Genomic DNA, 18,477 nt, shown 5'->3' on the forward strand with positions numbered 1-18,477 from the left:
TCTGGGGGGTGGGCGGATCGACAGGGGTGGTGGGCTTCGGGCAGGATGTAGGCCGCGGACAGGCGAACGGGAGGAGCTCGAACAGATGCTGCGGTTGATGATCGGCATCGCGGCCGGGTATGTGCTCGGCAGCAAGGCCGGGCGGGCGCGCTATGAGCAGATCAGCGCGGCTACTCGCGCGGTCACGGGGAGCCCGGTCACCCGCAAGCTCGTCCAGGTGAGCAGGCAGAAACTGTCGGACAAACTCAGCACTCGGCCGGCGCTGGAACCGATGGAGCCGATCGACGAGCGCACCACCGTGCTGGTGCCGCACGATCAGCTGCGGCGCTGAAGAGGCGACCCGTCAGAACAGGTACTGCCGATCCGCGGCGATCATGAAGCCGTGCCCGGCCTGATCGCAGCGGACGCCCGTCGGCATCGACGTGCAGGCGGTGCCGCGGACGATGATCGTCTCCCCGTACTCGAGCACGTTCCCGCCGCCCTTGCGCGAGCCGTCGGTGGGTGAACCGACGAAGAAGCCCTGATTCACGCACATGAACCGGGCCGCGCCGCCGAGGACCTGCGCTGCCACAGCGCGGTCGGCGCGGCTGGTATCGCAATCGGCCAGCTCCGGGGGCACCACTGCGGTCGTGCCGAGCTGGCAACCGGTACCGAGTTCACCTTCATTGATGAAGCCGCACATGATGTTTCCGGTCGGCGACTGGAAATAGTAGTAATTGCCCTGCTGGAAGTCGCGCGCGTCGACGGTGGCGTCGTCGCGGGAGGGCAGGGTGGTCTCGCTGCCGGCCTGTTCGCCGGACGGCGGGGCGGGTTCCAGTGTGCCGGCGGTGATCGGCCGATCGGTAACCGAGGCACTCGATACCGATGACGTCGTGGAGCTGTCCGCACCACAACCCGACAGACCGATGGCCACACACACCGCCAGGCCCGCGAACAACGCTCGTCTCATGGCCACGCCTCCCACCGTTGCTGCCGAACCCGACTAACCGGTGGATCATGGGGCCGCCCGGATTCGTTACGGCGCCGCCGAGCCCGGCTCAGTGCGGGGCGAAGTCGTCGGAATTGCCCATGGCCTGCTCGAGCAGGCTCTTGCGGTACTGCTCGAGCGCCACCAGATCACCGAACAACGCCAGATAGGCCTCGGATTGTTCGGTGGACGACACCCGGTGCAGTTTCGATTTCAGTTCGGCGATCTGGCGGCCGACCAGACCTTCCTGGGCGCGGGCCAGAACACCGGTGACGAAGCGCGGGATGTCGTCGGCCGACTTCACCGGGAGCGGTTCGCTCGCCAGTTCCGAGATCAGTGCGCGCACGGTGAGGTCGTCGGTGCGGTCGGAGACCGCGCCGACCCACTCGGCACCGACGAGGCCGGCCGCTGTGCCGCCGGCTTCGGCGATCAGGGTGCGGATGTGCACGTAGGCGGGGTGGGTGAAGGCCTCGGTTTCCAATGCGTCGAACGACGGGCCGGCGATGGACGGGTATTGCAGCCCGGCCGCGAGCGCCTGGCGTTGCGGAAGCAGCGTCGGATCGGTCGGATTCGGCCGTGCCACCGGGGCATCGGTGCCGTTCTGCGCACGCGGGCGACGCGCCGCACCGGTGGCCGTGCCCCCGGTGCGCAGCCGTTTGGCTTCTTCTTCGACGCGGCGGTAGACGGTCTGCACGTCCAGCCAGCCGGTGCGGTCGGCCAGGTCGGTGGCGTAGCGCTTGCGCCTGCCGTGGTCTTTGATCTGTGCCACCAGCGGCACGCCCCAACGCAACACCTCGACCTGGCCGTCGCGGGTGAGGTCGTTGATGCGTGGATCTTTGCGCTTCTCGATCTCGCTGTCGAGGGCGAATTCGAACAGCAGGCGACGTTTGGCCACCACATCGCGCAGGGCGGCGTCGCCGGAATGCTGACGCAGCTCACACGGATCCTGGCCGTCGGGTGTGGTGGCGACGTAGATCTGGGCAGCCACCTTCTGATCGTTGAGGAAGGCCTTGAGCGCCGCCGCCTGGCCCGCCGCGTCACCGTCGAAGGTGAAGATGATCTCGCCGCGCCAGAAGTTGTCGTCCATCAGCAGCCGACGCAGGATGGCCAGGTGATCGTCGCCGAAGGCCGTACCGCACGCCGCGACAGCGGTTTTCACACCCGCAAGGTGCATGGCCATGACGTCGGTGTAGCCCTCGACGACCACCGCCTGATGCCCCTTGGCGATCTCACGCTTGGCGTGATCGAGCCCGAACAGCACCTGAGATTTCTTGTACAGCACCGTTTCCGGCGTGTTGACGTACTTGCCCGGCATGGTGTCGTCGTCGAAGAGTTTGCGGGCGCCGAAGCCGATGACCTCGCCCGCCAGGTTGCGGATCGGCCACAGCAAGCGACGGTGGAACCGATCGATCGGACCGCGCCGCCCTTCCCTGGACAGGCCGGCCGCTTCGAGTTCTTTGAACTCGAAGCCTTTGCGCATCAGGTACTTGGTGAGGGTGTCCCAGCCCGCGGGAGCGTAACCGCAACCGAATTGGGCGGCCGCGGCCGCGTCGAAGTTGCGTTCGGTGAGGTAGGCGCGGGCCGCTTCGGCTTCGGGTTCGCGCAGCCTGGCCATGTAGAACTCGTGGGCCGCGGCGTTGGCGGCGACCAGCCGGGCGCGGGTGCCGCGGTCGCGCTGGACCGAGGTGCCGCCACCTTCGTAATTGATCTGGTAGCCGACCTTGTCGGCGAGCTGCTCGACGGCCTCGACGAAACCGACGTGCTCGATCTTCTGGATGAAGGCGTAGACGTCGCCGCCCTCACCGCAACCGAAGCAGTGGAACAGGCCGTGATTCGGCCGCACATGGAACGACGGTGATTTCTCGTCGTGGAACGGGCACAGGCCCTTCATGGAGTCGGCGCCGCCCCGCTTCAGCGCGACGTACTCCCCCACCACGTCCTCGATCCGGACGCGTTCGCGTATCGCAGCGATATCGCGATCTGGGATTCGTCCGGGCACTGTTGAAGTCTAGCGGGCGGCGCCGGACGCGGGCCGCGGAGCCGTCGCTGCCAGGAGCCGGCCTCGGGCGGACGTGATCGGTGCTACGCACCGGTCGAGCTGTGCGCGCGGACGCCCACCGAGCAGGGTACGACCGCGATCAGTGCGCGAGCCGCGCGGCGATCCGTTCCAACCGGCTCTCGGTATAGGACGCGATCTGGTCGACGATCACCCGCACCCGTGCGGTGTCGTCGGCGGCGGCGTCCCACCACGGCAGCAGCAGCGGGTCGAGACCGGTGGGCGCGGCCGCCAGCAGGCTCTCGGCGACGGCGGTGATGCGGTCGCGCTGGGCGGCCTGACGCAGTTTGTGATCCGGATCGGACATGACGTAGCGCAGCGCCACCGTTTTGAGGATGGCGACCTCGGCGGCCACGATCGGCGATATCTCCAGGTCAGCGGCATATCGGGTGAGCGGGCCCGGCCCGGCGACCCGGCGGGTGTCGACCACCGCCGCGGTGGCGAACCGCCCGACGAGTTCACTGGTCAACCGCTTCAAGGCGACCGAATCGGTGAGCGAGCCGTCATAGGTGAACACCCGGCGCACCACCGGCAGCTCCGACAACCGCTGGGCGGCGGCGACCAGATCGTCGACCGACAGCGACCGATGGTGCACATGCCCCATCTCCGCGAGTGCGCGTTGCTCGACACGATCGGCCAGGGCGCGCAGGTCGATGCGCCCGGCGATGATGCCGTCCTCGACGTCGTGCACCGAATAGGCGACGTCGTCGGACCAGTCCATGATCTGGCATTCCAGGGCCTGCCTGCGCGGCGGCGCACCCTTGCGCACCCAGGCCAGCCGGTCGGCGTCGATGTCGTAGGCGCCGAACTTGGTGCCGGAACCGGCGCGCTGCCACGGGTACTTGATGGCGGCGTCGAGAGCGGCTCGGGTCAGGTTGAGGCCAGCGCTGGTGCCGTCGGCCTCCAGCACCTTGGGTTCGAGCCGGGTGAGGATGCGCAGATTCTGGGCGTTGCCCTCGAAACCGCCGTATCGGTCGGCCCAGATGTCGAGAGCCTGCTCGCCGTTGTGGCCGTAGGGCGGATGGCCGATGTCGTGGGCGAGTCCGGCCAGATCGACCAGATCGGGATCGCAGCCGAGTCCGTCGGCGATGCCGCGGCCGATCTGGGCGACCTCGATCGAATGGGTGAGCCGAGTACGCGGGGTGTCGCCGTCGCGCGGGCCCATGACCTGGGTTTTGTCGGCCAGTCTGCGCAAGGCGGCCGAATGCAGCACGCGGGCGCGGTCGCGGGAGAAATCGCTGCGATGGCCGTTGCTGTCGCTGGTGAGCCCGGCGGTTTTCGGGCCCTCCAGGACCAGGCGTTCGCGGTCGTGCGCGCTGTAACCGTCGGCGCTCATCTCATTGCCCCGCGGTGTAGCTGAAGTCGGCGGAGAAGTGGGTGAGCTGATACCACAGCAGCGCGAATGTCTCCCGGAAGATGCCGTGCGCCTGCGATTCCCTGGTGTAGACGGCGGGACCGGTACGGGTGGGTGCGGTCCAGGCGTCCAGGCCCGCGTCGCGCGCCATGGTGCGGGTGCGCAGCGAATGCCACGGATCGCTGACGAGCACCGCCGAGGACATGTCGCGGGCGCGCATGGCCGTGGCGACGGCTTCGACGCTGCGCAGGGTGTCCGATCCGGTCTCCACGGCGAGGATCCGGTCGGCGGGTATGCCTCGGTCCATCAGATAGTTCTTCCCCGAGGCGGCCTCGGTATACAGATCCCCCTCTTGCTTTCCGCCGACGGTGATCACTCGCGGCGCGACCCCGGCCTCGAACAGGTCGTAGGCCTGATCGAGCCTGGCCTCGAACACCGACGACGGCGTGCCGGAATACTGCGCGGCGCCGAGCACCACGATCGCGTCGGCCTTGCGGTAATCGTCGATCCGCGCCACCTGCCACACCCGGAACGCCGTGCCGAACACCAGCACCGTTCCCACCAGCACCACCCCCGCGACCAGCCGCCACCCCCATCGCAGCATGCCCGCTCCTACTCCCCGCGCCACCGCGGGTTCGGTGACAGTGCCCGTCCGTGTGCGCAGTGGTGCCGAATTCACTCCTCGAGTTTGCCAGCTGGGTTGTGCTGTTCCATCCGGGCGAAGGTTCTCCATCGAATCGTTACTGATCTCGGCTCAGGTGCGCTCGCCAGGTCGTGCCGTGGAGGTGCGGCCGAGTGCCGCGCTTTCGTTGTCGGCGGTCAGCCGGTAGATGGTGCGTTCGAGGGTGGGCAGGATGTCGGTGATCTCGATCGAGCCGATGGCGAACGCGCCGATCAGTGCCAGCGTCATATTGGTCATGATCAACGCCACGTCCTCGGCGTAGATCGGGTCCAGATCGCTGAGCAGGCCGAGCGCGACCGGGAGGACCGCGTTGAAGCCCTGAGTATCGAGACGCTGCCCGCCGGGGCCGAGGCGGGCGCGGTGGTAGGCCTCGAGCATTCTGGGATTGCGCTCCCACGGCTCGAAGACCGTGCGCAGCACCATCGTCAGGCCGTCGCGAACGGTGACGTCCGCGGGCAGCGGCGCCATGTCCGAATAGGTGTTGTCGGCCATCCACTGCTCGACCGCGGAGACGATCAACTCGTCACGGGTCGGGAAGAGCTTGTAGACGGTCGCGAGGGAAACATGCGCGCGACGGGCGATGAGCCTGAGTTGGACCGCGTCGTAGCCGTCGGACTCGAGCACGTCGAGCACGACCGCGATGATCTGTGCCGATATCTCGGATTCTCGCCCGCTACCCACCTTGGTGACAGTAACCCGGAGCGTCGGTAACGGGGTTACCAGCAGTGGGTAACCGTGTTACCCTCTCGTGAGCCGCTTCACATCCGAGCCCCGCCACATGGGCGGATGCGGGCGGCGACCGACCACGCGTCGCCGGGGGGACGGCCCACAACTCGCCGAAATCCGCGACGCCGCCCGCGATCCACCGGGCTATCGCACAGGCAGCCGAGGGCGCCTGGCCTCAGAAAGAAGATCCATGCAGCCACAGCACCACGGCCCGCACCCACGCAGACGGCACGGACGCATCCGGCGGGCACTCGCCGCCGGTGCGATCGCCTGCCTGAGCGCTGCGGCGGGCCTGTACACCGCCGCAGCGGCCGGCGCCGTCCCCGAGTTCTACACGCCACCGGCCGATCTGCCCGCCGAGAGTGGCGCGATCGTCAAGACCGAGCCCATGCCGCTGTTCATGATGGCTCCGGGCACCGAGGGCTGGCCGGTGCAGGCGCAGCGAGTGATGTTCAGCTCGCGCACCCAGCACGACGTCCCGGTAGCCGTCACCGGCACCTTCATCGACGCGACGCAGCCGTGGCGCGGCGCGGGCGAACGTCCGACCGTCGTCATCGCACCGGGCACCGTCGGCCAGGGCGATCAATGCGCGCTGTCGCTGGCCTTCAGCACCGGCATGCATGTCAGCACCGAACCGCTGTCGCTGTCGGCGAATCAGGAATCGCAGTCGGCCGCGGCGTGGAACGCACTCGGCGCGCGCGTGTTCGTCACCGATTACATCGGGCTCGGCACGCCGGGCGTGCACACCTACGCCAACCGGATCGAACAGGCGCACGCCGTGCTCGATGCCGCCCGTGCCGCCAACACCCTCGCCGGCAGTGGATCCCGTACACCCCTTGCCATCTGGGGCTACTCACAGGGCGGCGGAGCGGCAGCGGCCGCGGCGGAGATGCAGCCGAGCTATGCGCCCGAGCTGAACCTGAAGGGCACATGGGCCGGTGCTCCGACCGCCGACCTGATGCAGGTGGTCGGCCAGATCGACGGCAATCTGATCGGCGCCGCCATCGGCTTCGCGATCAACGGTTTCACCGACCGCTACCCAGAACTGCGCAGGATCGTCGACGAACTCACCACCCCGAGCGGTCGCGCCCTGCTCGACAGCGTGCGCACCGAATGCATCGCCGACATCATCGCCAAGCACCCGTTCACGCGGACCAGCGATATGACCGTCGACGGCAGGCCGCTGTTCGACCATCTGCGCGAACTCCCCGCCGCTGCCCAGATCCTGCGCGAGCAGCGCATCGGCAGCCTCACCCCCACCAGCCCGGTGTTCATCACGCACGGCCGCAACGACGACACCGTGCCCTACGGGCAGGGCCGCCAACTGGCGCAGGACTGGTGCGACAAGGGCGCGACGGTGACCTTCCGCACCAACGAACTCCCGCCGATCGCCCCCGGCACCACATTCGGCAACCACTTCGGGCCCGAGATCATCGACGGCTTCGGCACCGATAACGCGATCACCTATCTGCTCGACCGCCTCGCCGGTAAACCGTTGTCCGGCTGCACGTTCGACTGAGCCGAGAGGCCCGGGGCGGCATGCCCCGGGCCTCATCCGAGCCGGTCGACGCCGGAGTCAGCGGCGACGCCGCTCCTGCGGGTCGACCCCTTCGGTGTCGATGCGTTCCTTGCGGACGGTGTCGGAGACCGTCTGCTCCTCGGGAACCTCGTCCACCGCCAGCCGGACCTGCTCGACCGGTACCGATTCCTTGTGCGCCGTCACGCGGTCTTCGTGCAGCGTCACCTCGCGCTCGTCTTCGGCGATATCGCCGGTAACGGCGGACGGGTCGGTGATCGGTTCACGTTCGACCCTGACCTCCTCATGCGTCGTCGGCACGGTGATGGACTGCTCCTCGGTCACCACGTACTTGCGCAGCCGGGCCTTGCCGGTCGCCTGCCGCTCGGTGTCGACATCCAGGCGTTCCTCCGAACGCACCATGGCCTCGTCGCTGTCGGTACGGCCGGTGCGCCCGCCCACCTGCTGCTCGGTCCCCGTCATCCCGGCCGCGCCACCGGCGGGTGCGGCGTGCCTGCCGTACTCTTCCCATCCGGCATGGCCGGGGTCGATGCCGTAGTGGACGAACAGCTCCGATTCCGCTTCCGGGGTGATCAGTCCGTCACGCTCGAGGTGCGGCGCTGATTTCACCGCCTCTTTTCCGACGCTCACCTGCACCTCGTCGGAATCCTCCCGGACGCGAGCGCCGGCGAGAGGCACGAGTGAATCGTCTCGGAACAGGCCTGTGCTCACCGCTGCCCAGGTCGGCTGACCCGAGCTGTTGTCGACGTAGACGCGCTTGACTTTGCCGATCTTGTCGCCGCCGGGGTCGTAGACGACATCACCGATCAGATCTTCCACTTGTTGAGCCATGTCTTCCTCCTCGTTGTGCAGCGAAGGAGCGACGACGGGCCGGGTATGCGGCCTTACGCCGCGAGTCTGTCCTATCGGCACGTCGGTGCCGATACATCGATCGAGCCGGTCGGTCCGACTCGATGCGTGAGACATCACCGAGTTCAGCGGTCTCCATCCGTAGCCGATGCCGTGAAGCCATCGATCAGCTACACCGTGGCTACTACCCGGCATCTGCGGACACAAACACCAGCGGCATCATTTTTCCGCGGGTGGGTGACGCGGGCGGACAGCCGGGGTAGCATAAGCTCAAACTTATACAAGGAGGTTGTTGCGATGCCATTGCTCACTGATCCGGTTGCCGTCGCCGGGCTCGTAGTACGCGAGGTTCGAAACGGCGAACGGGACGGCGAACCGACCAAGATCGCCATCGCGCGCCGGAGCTACCCCACCGACCGGGAGGATCTCTGGGACGCGCTGACCAACGCGGAGCGGATCCCACGGTGGTTTCTGCCGGTGACCGGGGAGTTGAAGGTCGGCGGCCGGTATCAGCTGGAGGGGCATGCCGGTGGCGTGGTCGAACGGTGCGACGAGCCGGAGTCCTTCACGCTGACCTGGGAGATGGGTCCGCAGGTGTCGTGGGTGCAGGTCAGCCTCGCCGCCACCGACGCAGGCACACTGCTGCAATTGACGCACGAGGCACCGGTCGATCCGGAGATGTGGAAGCAGTACGGGCCCGGCGCGGTCGGGGTGGGCTGGGATCTGCTGCTGATGGCGCTCGGCCTGCATCTGTCCACGGGAGCGGCGGTCGATCCGGCCGAAGGCCTGGCGTTTCCGACCACGCCGGAGGGCACGGAATTCGTCCGCACCGCCGCGACCGGCTGGGCCGAGGCCGCCGTTGCCGGCGGTGACGATCCGGCCGAGGCGCGCGCGGCCGCCGAGCAGACCATCACCTTCTACACGGTGGAGCCCGAGGAGAACCCCGAATCCTGATGAGCTCGGCCGCGGAAAAGATCTTCGAGGCGCTCGGCGACCCGATGCGGCGCCGGATCCTCGAACTCGTGGCGGGCGGTGAACAGCCGGCAGGCACGGTCGTCGCCGCCGTCCAGGAGCACACCGCCATCTCCCAGCCCGGCGTCTCCCAGCATCTGAAGGTGCTGCGCGATGCCGGGCTGGTCACCGTGCGAGCCGAGGGCAACCGCAGGCTGTACGCGGTGGATCCGGCGGGTGTTGAGGTGGCCAAGGCGTGGCTGGCCGGGCTGGCCGACCCACTGGCGCAGTTCGCCCAACCGCTCGATGCGCTGGCCACCGAGGTGGCGCGCGGGAAACGGGCACGGCGAAGCGGGACCGCTCGCGCGGACGATTCGGCCGGGCGCGCAACCCGGCCTGCGTGAGTCCGGCCGTCGCGCGCGAAACGACGACGGTGGTCGGGCTATGCCAGCCCGACCACCGTTCATCCGTTCAGCCCCGGCCGCGGATCAGCGGCCGGCCGGATCAGCTCCCGAGGCGCGCCTCGATCGCCTCGATGATGCGCGGGCGCAGTTCGGCGGCACGGATCACCGCGTCCACCGAACCCACCTCGACGGCCCGGTGGATGTTGTGCACCTTGTCGAACTCCGCTGCCACATCGCCGAGTTTCTCCGCCCGCACCGAGGACCGGAGCTCATCGAGTTCGGCGGTCAGCTCGGCACGGTCGGTGCCCGCGGCGTTGGCGGCGCGCGTCTCCAGATCCTGGATCCGCGGGTCGGCCGCGGTGCGCGCGTTCACCTCACCGGAGAACACGGCCGCGGCGGCGGGTGCGCCACCGAGCACCGAGGCGAACGAGCCCTCCAGCGCCAGCACCGTCATATTCGGGTTGAGCGCCTTGGAGAACACCACGAATGCGCCGCCGTGATAGCGCGAGATCACGCAGAACACGATCGGCCCACGGAAGTTGACGATCGCGCGACCGATCTCGGCGCCGTACTCCAGCTGCAGTTTGCGCATCGACTCCGGTGAACCGTCGAAGCCGGACAGGTTCGCCAGCACCACCAGCGGGCGATTGCCGCTGGCCGCGTTGATCGCTCGGGCGGCCTTCTTCGACGACCGCGGGAACAGCGTGCCCGCGGTGTAGGTGTCGGGGCCGTCGGTGGACGGGAACCCGCGCCGCGGGATGCCGCGCGACTCGATGCCGAGCAGACACACCGGGATTCCGCCCAGATGCGCGTCCTGCACGACCGCCGTCTCCGCGTCGGCCATGCCTGCCCAGCGCTCGAGCACCGGGTGGTCCTGGTCGGACAGGGCCCGCATGACCGTGCGGATATCGAAGGGCTTCTTGCGATCCGGGTTGGCGGTGGCGGAGAAGATCTCACCGACGGTGGTGAAATCGCTGTCGGCCATCCGGTGCGGGAAGCCGGAGACGTCGCGATCGAAGGGATCGGTGGTCTGCGCCCGCCGCGGCGCCTGCTCACCCGGTGCGATGTAGGTGTGGTCGTAGTGCGACATCAGGATCTCCTGTGCCGCGGCCAGGTTCGGCGCCCAGTACTGCGCCTGACCGTTGGGACCCATCACCCGGTCGTAACCGCCGATACCGAAGTTGTCCTCGGCCGACACACCGCCGGAGAAGTCCAGCGCCTGCTTGCCGGTGAGCACCATCGCCGAATCCGGCGTCATCACCAGGATGCCCTTGGTGTGCATGAGCATCGTCGCCTCGGCGTTCCAGTACGGCTGCGCACCGACATTGATGCCGGCGACGACGATATTGATCTCACCGCCGTCCTGGGTGAACTCGACGATGCGCTTGAGCGCCGCCGCCACCCAGTCCATGTTCTCGGTACCGGAGGTCATCGAGATCCGGGCACCCGAGGACAGCGCGTACCACTCCAGCGGCACCTGCATCTGTTCGGCCAGATCCAGGGCGGCGATCACCCGGCGGCATTCCGGCTCCGACAGCGCGCCCAGCGATTTGGTCGGATCGCCGAGCAGCACCACCCGGGTGACGCCCTGCGGATGCCGCTCGGTCGGCGCGGTGACCACACCGGCGACGATCGCGGCCTTGTTGCGGCCCTTGGGCCGGTCGACCGGAACCAGGGCGTGGTTGTCGTCGAGGTCGTATTCGACGAAGTCACCGAGCAGGCCGGTGAGCTCGTACGGGTAGACGGTGTTGCGGCTGGCGGCGCGCAGCACCTTCTGCCGGTACTCGTCGATCGGCTCCACCGGGTCGTCGGTGCGTTCGCCGACGGTCACCTTGGTCCAGCCGGGTGCATCGAAACCGATCCGCACGACGATCTTGACCAGCTCGCCGGTCTCCGGGTCGGGCTTGCGGGCGATGAGCAGGATCTCCTCCAGCCCGGCGCCGAAGGTCGTCGGTTCCACGCGCTCGACGATGGTCTGCAGCTCGGCCTGGGTGAGGTCCAGCGGCGGCCAGATGTACATCACGATGCGGTTGGTGTGCAGGCGATTGCCGGAGCCCCGCAGCGATTGCGCCCGCCGGATGCCGTCGACGCAGGCGGCGAGCGTGCTCTCGGCCGTCGGCAGGGCGAGCAGCCTGCCGTCGTGTTCGCGCAGCGCCGCCAGGTCACGGACCTGGGTGAAGGCGATGAGCCGCTCGTCGGAGGGGTTCTCCTTCGCCACGCAGCGGAACAGGTACACCTCTTCGTCGGAGGACGGCAGGCGGGTCAGGTCGAACTTGCGCAGCCGCTTCATCTGCATCCGCTCCGCGATGTACGGATGCAGGCCACGGATCAGCCGTTCCTCGGCCAGACCGGTCGCGGACGGCCGGAAGGTGAAGTGGTGGTGCATCACCGCGCCGCCACTGCCCGCGACGGTGGCCGTGATGCGGTGCACCTGGTTGGGCAGCGGATGCGCGCTGAGCACCTCCTGCAGCGCGGCGGCCATCTCGTCGAAGTCCTCGGGCTGCCGCTCCCAGGACAGGTAGATATCGGCCTCGATGGACGCGGCGCCGGTGGCGAGATCGGCGAGACCACGCAGCACACCGTCGAGGGCGCCGAAACTCACCGCTGCCGAGACCAGCGTCAGGCCGCGACGCTCGGCGACCACGAAGGTGCAATCGCCCGACTCGTGGGTGCGGACGTCGAGCAGATCCTTGTTGCCGTAGTAGCGCCGGGTCAGCACCTCGAGCATCACCGTGTTGTCGGCGCTGCCCCGCTCGAGCCGCTGCCCGAGCAGCCGCACGAGCGGTTCGGTGCTGCGCACCATCTCGGCCATCCGCTCGCCGCGGTCGGGCGCGGTGGGGTGAGCGTCCAGGTAGCTCAGGTGCTTACGCACATTGGCGTAGACGCGGGCGCGGTTGCGGCGAAGCAGCGGCTGGCCGTACCAGGCGTAGACCAGGCCGCGGGTGAGGTCGGCGATCACCGGGAAACGCACCTGCGTCGCCGCCACCAGCCGCTCCAGCGCCAGACCCACCGGCTCGCGCAGCGCCGCGTCCGGCACCGGCTCGCCGAGCCATTCGCGCAGCAGGGTGGTGATCACCATGACGGTGTCGGACGGACGCTGCTGGGCGAGGAAGATGCGGAACACCGCGGCCTCGAGTTCGGGCGTGCGGTCCAGCTCGGTGACGCCGTAGTGGCCGAGCGCGCGGGCCAGCTTGGCGCGGTAGGACTCCGGCAGCCCGGCCCGCTCCACGTCCAGGCTCTGCAGATAGGTGTGGAAGTACTCGCGGGCGCTGTGCACGTGCGCGTGGCCGCCGTCATCGCCCCAGGTGCGGTTGTGGCTCAGCTCGGCGAGGTCGGCGAACACCTCGATCAGCTCGAGCTCCTCGGCGAGCGGCCTGCGGTTGTCGGCGATGGCTTCCCGGCGCGCGGCCAGATAGTCCTGGACGACGCGGCGGTCGTCGTGCGGATCGACGTCGAAGCCGAGCAGCAGGCTGCGCATGTCCTGCTGGCCACGCGCCAGCCGCTCGTGCGGCTGGGTGCCGGCCCGGCTGGCCGGCAGGTCCAGCTCCACCGGCTCGTTCGCGGTGGTGTCGGCGGCCTCGGCGTCGTCGGCCAGCGGTTCCAGCCGCAACATGGGCGCACCGGCCTCCACCTGGGTGCCCACCGAGACCGAGCATTCCTTGAGCCGAGCCCGGAACGGCGCGCGCAGCACCGTTTCCATCTTCATGCTCTCCAGCACCAGCACCGGAGCACCGGCCTCGACCTCGTCGCCGACCTGCAGTGGCGTCGCGACGACGAGCGCCGGCGCGGGTGAACGGACGACGCCGCCCTCATCGCGGCTGACCCGGTGGGTCACCCCGTCGACGTCGACCAGGTGGACCGGACCGTGGGTGCCGGTGACCAGGCGGTAGCGGATGCCGTTGACGACGATCTGCCCGGTGTGCTGGTCGAAGCGTTCGAGGTCGACGTCGGCGGTGCGGATCTCGCTGCCGGCCTCGATGCCGATGCGGAACCGGTGCGCACCGATGCGCGCCACCCGCACCCGGTAGCCGACGCCGCGCAGCTTGAGATCGAGCGGCCTGCCGCTCTCGTGCTGCACCTGCGGACGTCCACCGGAGGCGGTGGACAGCAGCCGGTGCCGCTCGGCGCGCTCTTCTTCCTCATAGGCCTCGATCGCGGCGGCCGCCAGCGCGACGGCGGAGTGCCGCTGCGAGACCAGCCTGCCCTCGCCGCGCACCCGGTCGATCCAGCCGGTGTCGGCGCTGGCGTCGATCACCTCGGGCTGATCGAGCAGGTCGAGCACGAAGCTCTTGTTGGTGGCGCCACCCTCGATGATGACGCGGGTCTGCGAGACCGCGCGACGCAGACGACCGAGCGCCTGCTCGCGGTCGCGGCCGTAGGCGATGATCTTGGCGATCATCGAGTCGAAGTCGGCCGGGATGGTGTCGCCCTCGCTGACGCCGGTGTCGACGCGGATGCCCGGGCCGGCCGGCAGATCGAGCAGCGCGATGCGGCCGGGGGCCGGCGCGAAATCGCGGTCCGGATCTTCGGCGTTGAGGCGGGCTTCGATGGCGTGGCCGCGTTCGGCCGGCGGCTCGCCTTCGAGCTTGCCGCCGGAGGCCACGTGCAGCTGCGCGTGCACGAGGTCGAAGCCGGTGGTGTATTCGGTGATCGGGTGCTCGACCTGGAGCCGGGTGTTGACCTCGAGGAAGGCGAACAGCTGGTCGCCGGGGTGGTAGAGGAACTCGACGGTGGCCGCGCCGCGGTAGCCGACGGCGACCGCGAGCCGCTCGGCCGAGGCCTTCAGGTCGGCGGCCTGCTCCGGGCTCAGCACCGGCGAGGCCGATTCCTCGATGATCTTCTGGTTGCGCCGCTGCACCGAGCAGTCGCGCACGCCAAGCGCCCACGCGGTGCCCTGACCGTCGGCGATCACCTGGACCTCGACGTGGCGGGCGCCGGTGACCAGGCGCTCCAGGAAGACGACGCCGCTGCCGAAGGCGCGCGCGGCCTCCTGGCTGGTGCGTTCGTAGGCGTCGACGAGCTCGGCTTCGTCGTTGATCTTCCGGATGCCGCGTCCGCCGCCGCCTGCGGTGGCCTTCAGCATCAGCGGGTAGCCGATCTCGGCCGCGGCCGCCACGGCCGCTTCCACGGACTCGACCGCGCCGCGGCTCCACGGCGCGACCGGCACGCCGACCTCCTCGGCGATGAGCTTCGCGCCGATCTTGTCGCCGAGCTTGCGCATCGCGTCCGGGCTCGGGCCGATGAAGGTGACGCCGATCTGTTCGCACAGTTCGGCGAACGCCGGGTCTTCGGCGACGAAGCCCCAGCCCACCCAGGCGGCGTCGGCCTTGGTCGCCAGCAGGGCGCGTTCGAGGGCCTTCAGATCGAGGTAGGGACGCGCGGACGCGGGGCCGAGGTCGTAGGTGATATCGGCTTCGCGCACGAACGTGGCGTTGCGGTCGACGTCGGTGTAGAGCGCGACGGTTTCGATCGGCTGCGCGGTAGCCGCGGCCAGATCTCGGACGGCGTGGATGAGGCGCATGGCGGCCTCACCCCGGTTCACGATGGCGATGCGGCTGAACACTCTCGCCGACTCCTTTCCCTTCAGCACGGACCCGGCCGACGGACGGGGTTTCACAGTTGGCCCGTAGTGTGCACGCTCACCCCACGAAAGTGCACAGCGAGCGGAGGTTACCCGCCCGTTTTCTTTCCCGCCGACCGGCTTTTCCCGCACGGACCGGTGCGCGTCCCCGCGAACGTTCGGGGGCGAACTACCAGCCCCGCTCCTTCCACTCCCCCAGATGCGGCCGTTCGGCGCCGAGGGTGGTGTCGTCGCCGTGGCCCGGATAGACGACGCTGTCGTCGGGGTAGCGGTCGAAGATTTTGGCGGTGACGTCGGCGTAGAGGGTGGCGAAATCCTGCGGGTTGCGGGTCTTGCCGACTCCACCTGGGAACAGCGAGTCGCCGGTGAACAGGTGGGTCCGCCCGGCGCCGTCGGTGAGGGCGAGCGCGATCGAGCCGGGCGTGTGGCCGGTGAGATGGATGACCTCGAAGTTCAGCCTGCCGATCGTCAGGGTGTCGCCGTCGGCGAGGGTGCCGGTCGGCGTGACCGGCAGCTCGGTCGCGTCGAGGGCGTGCGCGGCGGTCTCGGCCGAGGTGGCGGCGGCGACCTGCGCCAGTGCCTGCCAATGGTCCGGGTGCCGGTGGGTGGTGACGATGTGGCGGACCAGGCCGGGCGTCTCCTGGTCGATCAGCTCGATGAGGCGGTCGGCGTCGTTGGCCGCGTCGATGAGCAGGGCGTCGCCGGTGGTGGCGCACTGCACCAGGTAGCTGTTGTTGTCCATCGGGCCGACCGACATCTTGATGATCCGCGCGCCGGGGACCTCGCGCTGCTGAGCGGCCGAGCCGGCGGAGACGTGACCGGTGTAGGTGCTGTCGATGGTGACCACGGTCTCGATGCTATCCCCGGCCGATCCCGATGGCCCGGGTAGTCGAGGAGCACCGCGCGACCCGCGCCCGACCGCGGCCGATGCGGCGCTGGTGCGCGATAGATTCGACGCCATGGCGCTGCATCGGGTTGGTCGCTGGTCGCTGCTGGTCGTGCTCGGGGTGCTGGTGATATCCGGGCCCGCGGTGCCGGGCTCCGCGCGAGCGGAGGCGCCGACCCGGATGGACACCTATGTGGTCGATTCGGCGGATGCGCTCGGCGCGGCGGGCTCCGCCGAGGTGCGGGCCGCTGTCGATCGGCTCTACACCGACCACCAGGTGCGGCTGTGGGTGAATTACGTCGGCGATTTCGCCGGGCTGAGTCCGCAGAGCTGGGCCGCGCAGACCGCCGAGCGATCCGGGTTCGGCGACCGCGATCTGCTGCTCGCGGTGGCCGTCGACGATCGCGCCTACGCCTTCGATGGTGAACTGCCCGGCGGCGTCAGCGAATCCGAACTCGACCGCATCCTCACCTCCGACGTCGAACCGGCACTGCGTGACAGCCGCTGGGCCGACGCGGGGGTGGCCGCCGCCGACGGTCTCGGTTCGGCGATGTCCGGTGGCGGCGTCGGCCTGATGCCGGTGCTGATCATCGGGGCACTGATCGTGTGCGCCGTCGCGGCGCTGGTGGCGTTCACGCGGGTGCGGCGGCGCCGGCGCGAATGCGCCGAACTCGAACAGGCCCGCACCATCGATCCCACCGATGCCGCCGCGCTGGCGGCGCTGCCGTTACCCGCCTTGCACGCCCGGTCGCGGGAACTGCTGGTGGATATCGACAATGCGGTACGCACAAGTTCGGAGGAGCTCGAGTTGGCGACCGGAGAGTTCGGCGAGACCGCCGCCCTCCCGTTCCGCACCGCCGTCGACCAGGCGACAACGGCGCTGGCCCAGGCGTTCGCGATTCGGCAACGACTCGACGACGCCATCCCGGAAACCCCCGACGAGCAGCGTGCCCTGCTGCTCGAGCTGATCGGCACCCTCGGCCGAGCCGATCGCGAACTCGATGAGCAGGTCGCCGCCTTCGACGCGATGCGCGATCTGCTCATCAACGCGGCCGAACGGCTGGACGGATTGACCCGTGATCTGGTCGAACTCACCGGGCGGGCGCCGGCCGCCGACGAGGAACTCAGCCGGCTCGTCGCCGCTCATCCACCGCAGGTGCTCACCTCGATCCGGGACAACGTCGCGATGGCACGTGAGCGCATCGCCTTCGCCGAGACCACTATCGACGCCGGTCGCGAAGCCCTGCGCCGGCCGGTCGGTCAGCAGGGCGGCGCGGTCGCGGCGATCCGGGCCGCGGAAGGCGCGATCGGGCAGGCCCGCACGCTGCTCGACGCCGTCCTGCACGCCGCGACGAATATCGAGCAGGCCCGCGCCGGGCTGCCCGCCGCGCTGGAGGAATTGCGCAACGATCTCGCCGCCGTGGCCGAACTCACCGCCCACGGCGGCCCCGAACTCGCCTCGGCGGCCGCGAACGCACGGACAATTCTCGACGACGCGCAGAGCGCGGCCGCCAGCGATCCGCTGGGCGCCTATCACCGCACGCTGTCCGCCGACGCCGAACTCGATCGCGCCCTCGCCCGAGCCGCCGACCGCAAACTCGCCGCCGAGGACCTGCGCCGCCGACTCGACCAAGCCCTGATCGACGCCGACGCCAGGGTGCGCGCGGCCGCCGACTACATCAGCACCCGTCGCGGCGGCGTCGACGCCACCGCCCGCACCCGCCTCGCCGAAGCGCAACGCCACCTCGACGGCGCCACCGGCCTGCGCGACAGCGACCCGGCCACCGCCCTCACCCATGCGCGAACGGCCGCCGACCTCGCCGGCCGCGCCCTGCACGAAGCCCAGAACAGCGTCCGGGCCTGGGAGGCCGGACGCGCACCCTCCGCGGGCGCCCAGGCCGGCGCGGTTCTCGGTGGCATCCTCGTCGAGGGCCTGCTCCGGGGTGCTGTCACCGGTGGGCGGCATCGGGGCGGGTACGGCGGCGGGTACCGTGCGCCCTCGTTCGGTGGGACGTCGGGCTCGCGGCGGGTCAGCCGGGGCGGGCGCTTCTGAGTTGCCTTGACTCTCACACCGTGTGAGCCACTACACCGGGACGTGTCATGTTGAGTATCGGAGACTTCGCCAGGCGCGGACGGGTGTCGGTGCGCATGCTGCGCCATTACGACGCGCTCGGCTTGCTGCGTCCGGATCGCATCGATCCGGCCACCGGATACCGCTACTACCAGGCCGGTCAGCTGGCGCGATTGAATCGCATCGTCGCGTGAAGGATCTCGGGTTCACGCTGGAACAGGTGGGCAGAATCCTCGACGGGCAGGTGGACGGCGCGCAACTGCGCGGCATGCTCATCCTGCGCCGGGCCGAACTGGAACAGCGGATCGCGGCCGACCGGGCGCGGCTCGTCCAGATCGAAGCGAGGCTCCGCGTCATCGAGAAGGAGGGCGTCATGCCTCGGGCGGTGGATCGCCGACAACGGATACCGCCCG

13 protein-coding genes and 1 pseudogene are annotated in these 18,477 nt (G+C 69.4%); 6 read left to right on the top strand and 8 right to left on the bottom strand.

The genetic code is table 11. The features are described 5' to 3' along the window. Window positions 1-85 precede the first annotated feature (85 nt). On the top strand, window positions 86-331 hold the full coding sequence (locus GV790_RS26910; RefSeq protein WP_014349793.1) for a hypothetical protein: 246 nt from the start codon (window positions 86-88) through the stop codon (window positions 329-331). Between the two features lie 12 nt (window positions 332-343). Here GV790_RS26910 and GV790_RS26915 read toward each other — a convergent pair whose 3' ends face one another. From GV790_RS26915 to GV790_RS26935, 5 genes are all read right to left on the bottom strand, one after another. Beyond that, window positions 344-949: a DUF6636 domain-containing protein gene (locus GV790_RS26915; protein WP_256673550.1), complete on the bottom strand. Its 606-nt coding sequence runs from the start codon at window positions 947-949 to the stop codon at window positions 344-346. Window positions 950-1,037: 88 nt separating this feature from the next. Further along, the gene (gene dnaG, locus GV790_RS26920; protein WP_163817285.1) at window positions 1,038-2,966 is read right to left on the bottom strand and encodes a DNA primase; all 1,929 of its coding nucleotides are present in this window, start codon (window positions 2,964-2,966) and stop codon (window positions 1,038-1,040) included. Between the two features lie 139 nt (window positions 2,967-3,105). Beyond that, on the bottom strand, window positions 3,106-4,359 hold the full coding sequence (locus GV790_RS26925; protein ID WP_163817287.1) for a deoxyguanosinetriphosphate triphosphohydrolase: 1,254 nt from the start codon (window positions 4,357-4,359) through the stop codon (window positions 3,106-3,108). 1 nt (window position 4,360) lies between these two features. Continuing rightward, entirely contained in the window at window positions 4,361-5,056 is a 696-nt protein-coding gene (locus GV790_RS26930) for a YdcF family protein (RefSeq protein WP_163817290.1), read from the bottom strand. 75 nt (window positions 5,057-5,131) lie between these two features. Next, the gene (locus tag GV790_RS26935) at window positions 5,132-5,740 is read right to left on the bottom strand and encodes a TetR family transcriptional regulator (protein ID WP_280212788.1); all 609 of its coding nucleotides are present in this window, start codon (window positions 5,738-5,740) and stop codon (window positions 5,132-5,134) included. 235 nt (window positions 5,741-5,975) lie between these two features. On the opposite strand from GV790_RS26935, the gene GV790_RS26940 reads away from it, so the two are divergent. Continuing rightward, the gene (locus GV790_RS26940) at window positions 5,976-7,304 is read left to right on the top strand and encodes a lipase family protein (RefSeq protein ID WP_163817292.1); all 1,329 of its coding nucleotides are present in this window, start codon (window positions 5,976-5,978) and stop codon (window positions 7,302-7,304) included. A 57-nt stretch (window positions 7,305-7,361) separates the two neighbouring features. Here the strand turns inward: GV790_RS26940 and GV790_RS26945 are convergent, their stop codons facing one another. Beyond that, window positions 7,362-8,153, bottom strand: coding sequence for a DUF2382 domain-containing protein (locus tag GV790_RS26945; RefSeq protein WP_163817294.1), 792 nt, complete (start codon window positions 8,151-8,153; stop codon window positions 7,362-7,364). A 315-nt stretch (window positions 8,154-8,468) separates the two neighbouring features. Between GV790_RS26945 and GV790_RS26950 the strand changes: the two genes are divergently transcribed. Next, the gene (locus tag GV790_RS26950) at window positions 8,469-9,125 is read left to right on the top strand and encodes an SRPBCC family protein (RefSeq protein WP_163817295.1); all 657 of its coding nucleotides are present in this window, start codon (window positions 8,469-8,471) and stop codon (window positions 9,123-9,125) included. Then, entirely contained in the window at window positions 9,125-9,526 is a 402-nt protein-coding gene (locus GV790_RS26955; RefSeq protein WP_163817297.1) for an ArsR/SmtB family transcription factor, read from the top strand. The genes GV790_RS26950 and GV790_RS26955 overlap by 1 nt, the downstream gene beginning before the upstream one ends. A 100-nt stretch (window positions 9,527-9,626) precedes the next feature. Here GV790_RS26955 and GV790_RS26960 read toward each other — a convergent pair whose 3' ends face one another. Continuing rightward, window positions 9,627-15,089: an ATP-binding protein gene (locus GV790_RS26960; protein ID WP_163817299.1), complete on the bottom strand. Its 5,463-nt coding sequence runs from the start codon at window positions 15,087-15,089 to the stop codon at window positions 9,627-9,629. Between the two features lie 187 nt (window positions 15,090-15,276). After that, window positions 15,277-15,954, bottom strand: coding sequence for an MBL fold metallo-hydrolase (locus GV790_RS26965; RefSeq protein ID WP_163817300.1), 678 nt, complete (start codon window positions 15,952-15,954; stop codon window positions 15,277-15,279). Window positions 15,955-16,066: 112 nt separating this feature from the next. On the opposite strand from GV790_RS26965, the gene GV790_RS26970 reads away from it, so the two are divergent. Together GV790_RS26970 and GV790_RS31705 are read left to right on the top strand one after the other, a co-directional pair. Then, window positions 16,067-18,046, top strand: coding sequence for a TPM domain-containing protein (locus GV790_RS26970; RefSeq protein ID WP_163817343.1), 1,980 nt, complete (start codon window positions 16,067-16,069; stop codon window positions 18,044-18,046). Between the two features lie 47 nt (window positions 18,047-18,093). Then, window positions 18,094-18,440 (top strand): annotated as a pseudogene (locus GV790_RS31705) (MerR family transcriptional regulator); the annotation flags it as partial. Window positions 18,441-18,477 lie beyond the last annotated feature (37 nt).

Source organism: Nocardia cyriacigeorgica (genome assembly GCF_010858045.1).
Lineage (GTDB): Bacteria > Actinomycetota > Actinomycetes > Mycobacteriales > Mycobacteriaceae > Nocardia > Nocardia cyriacigeorgica_E.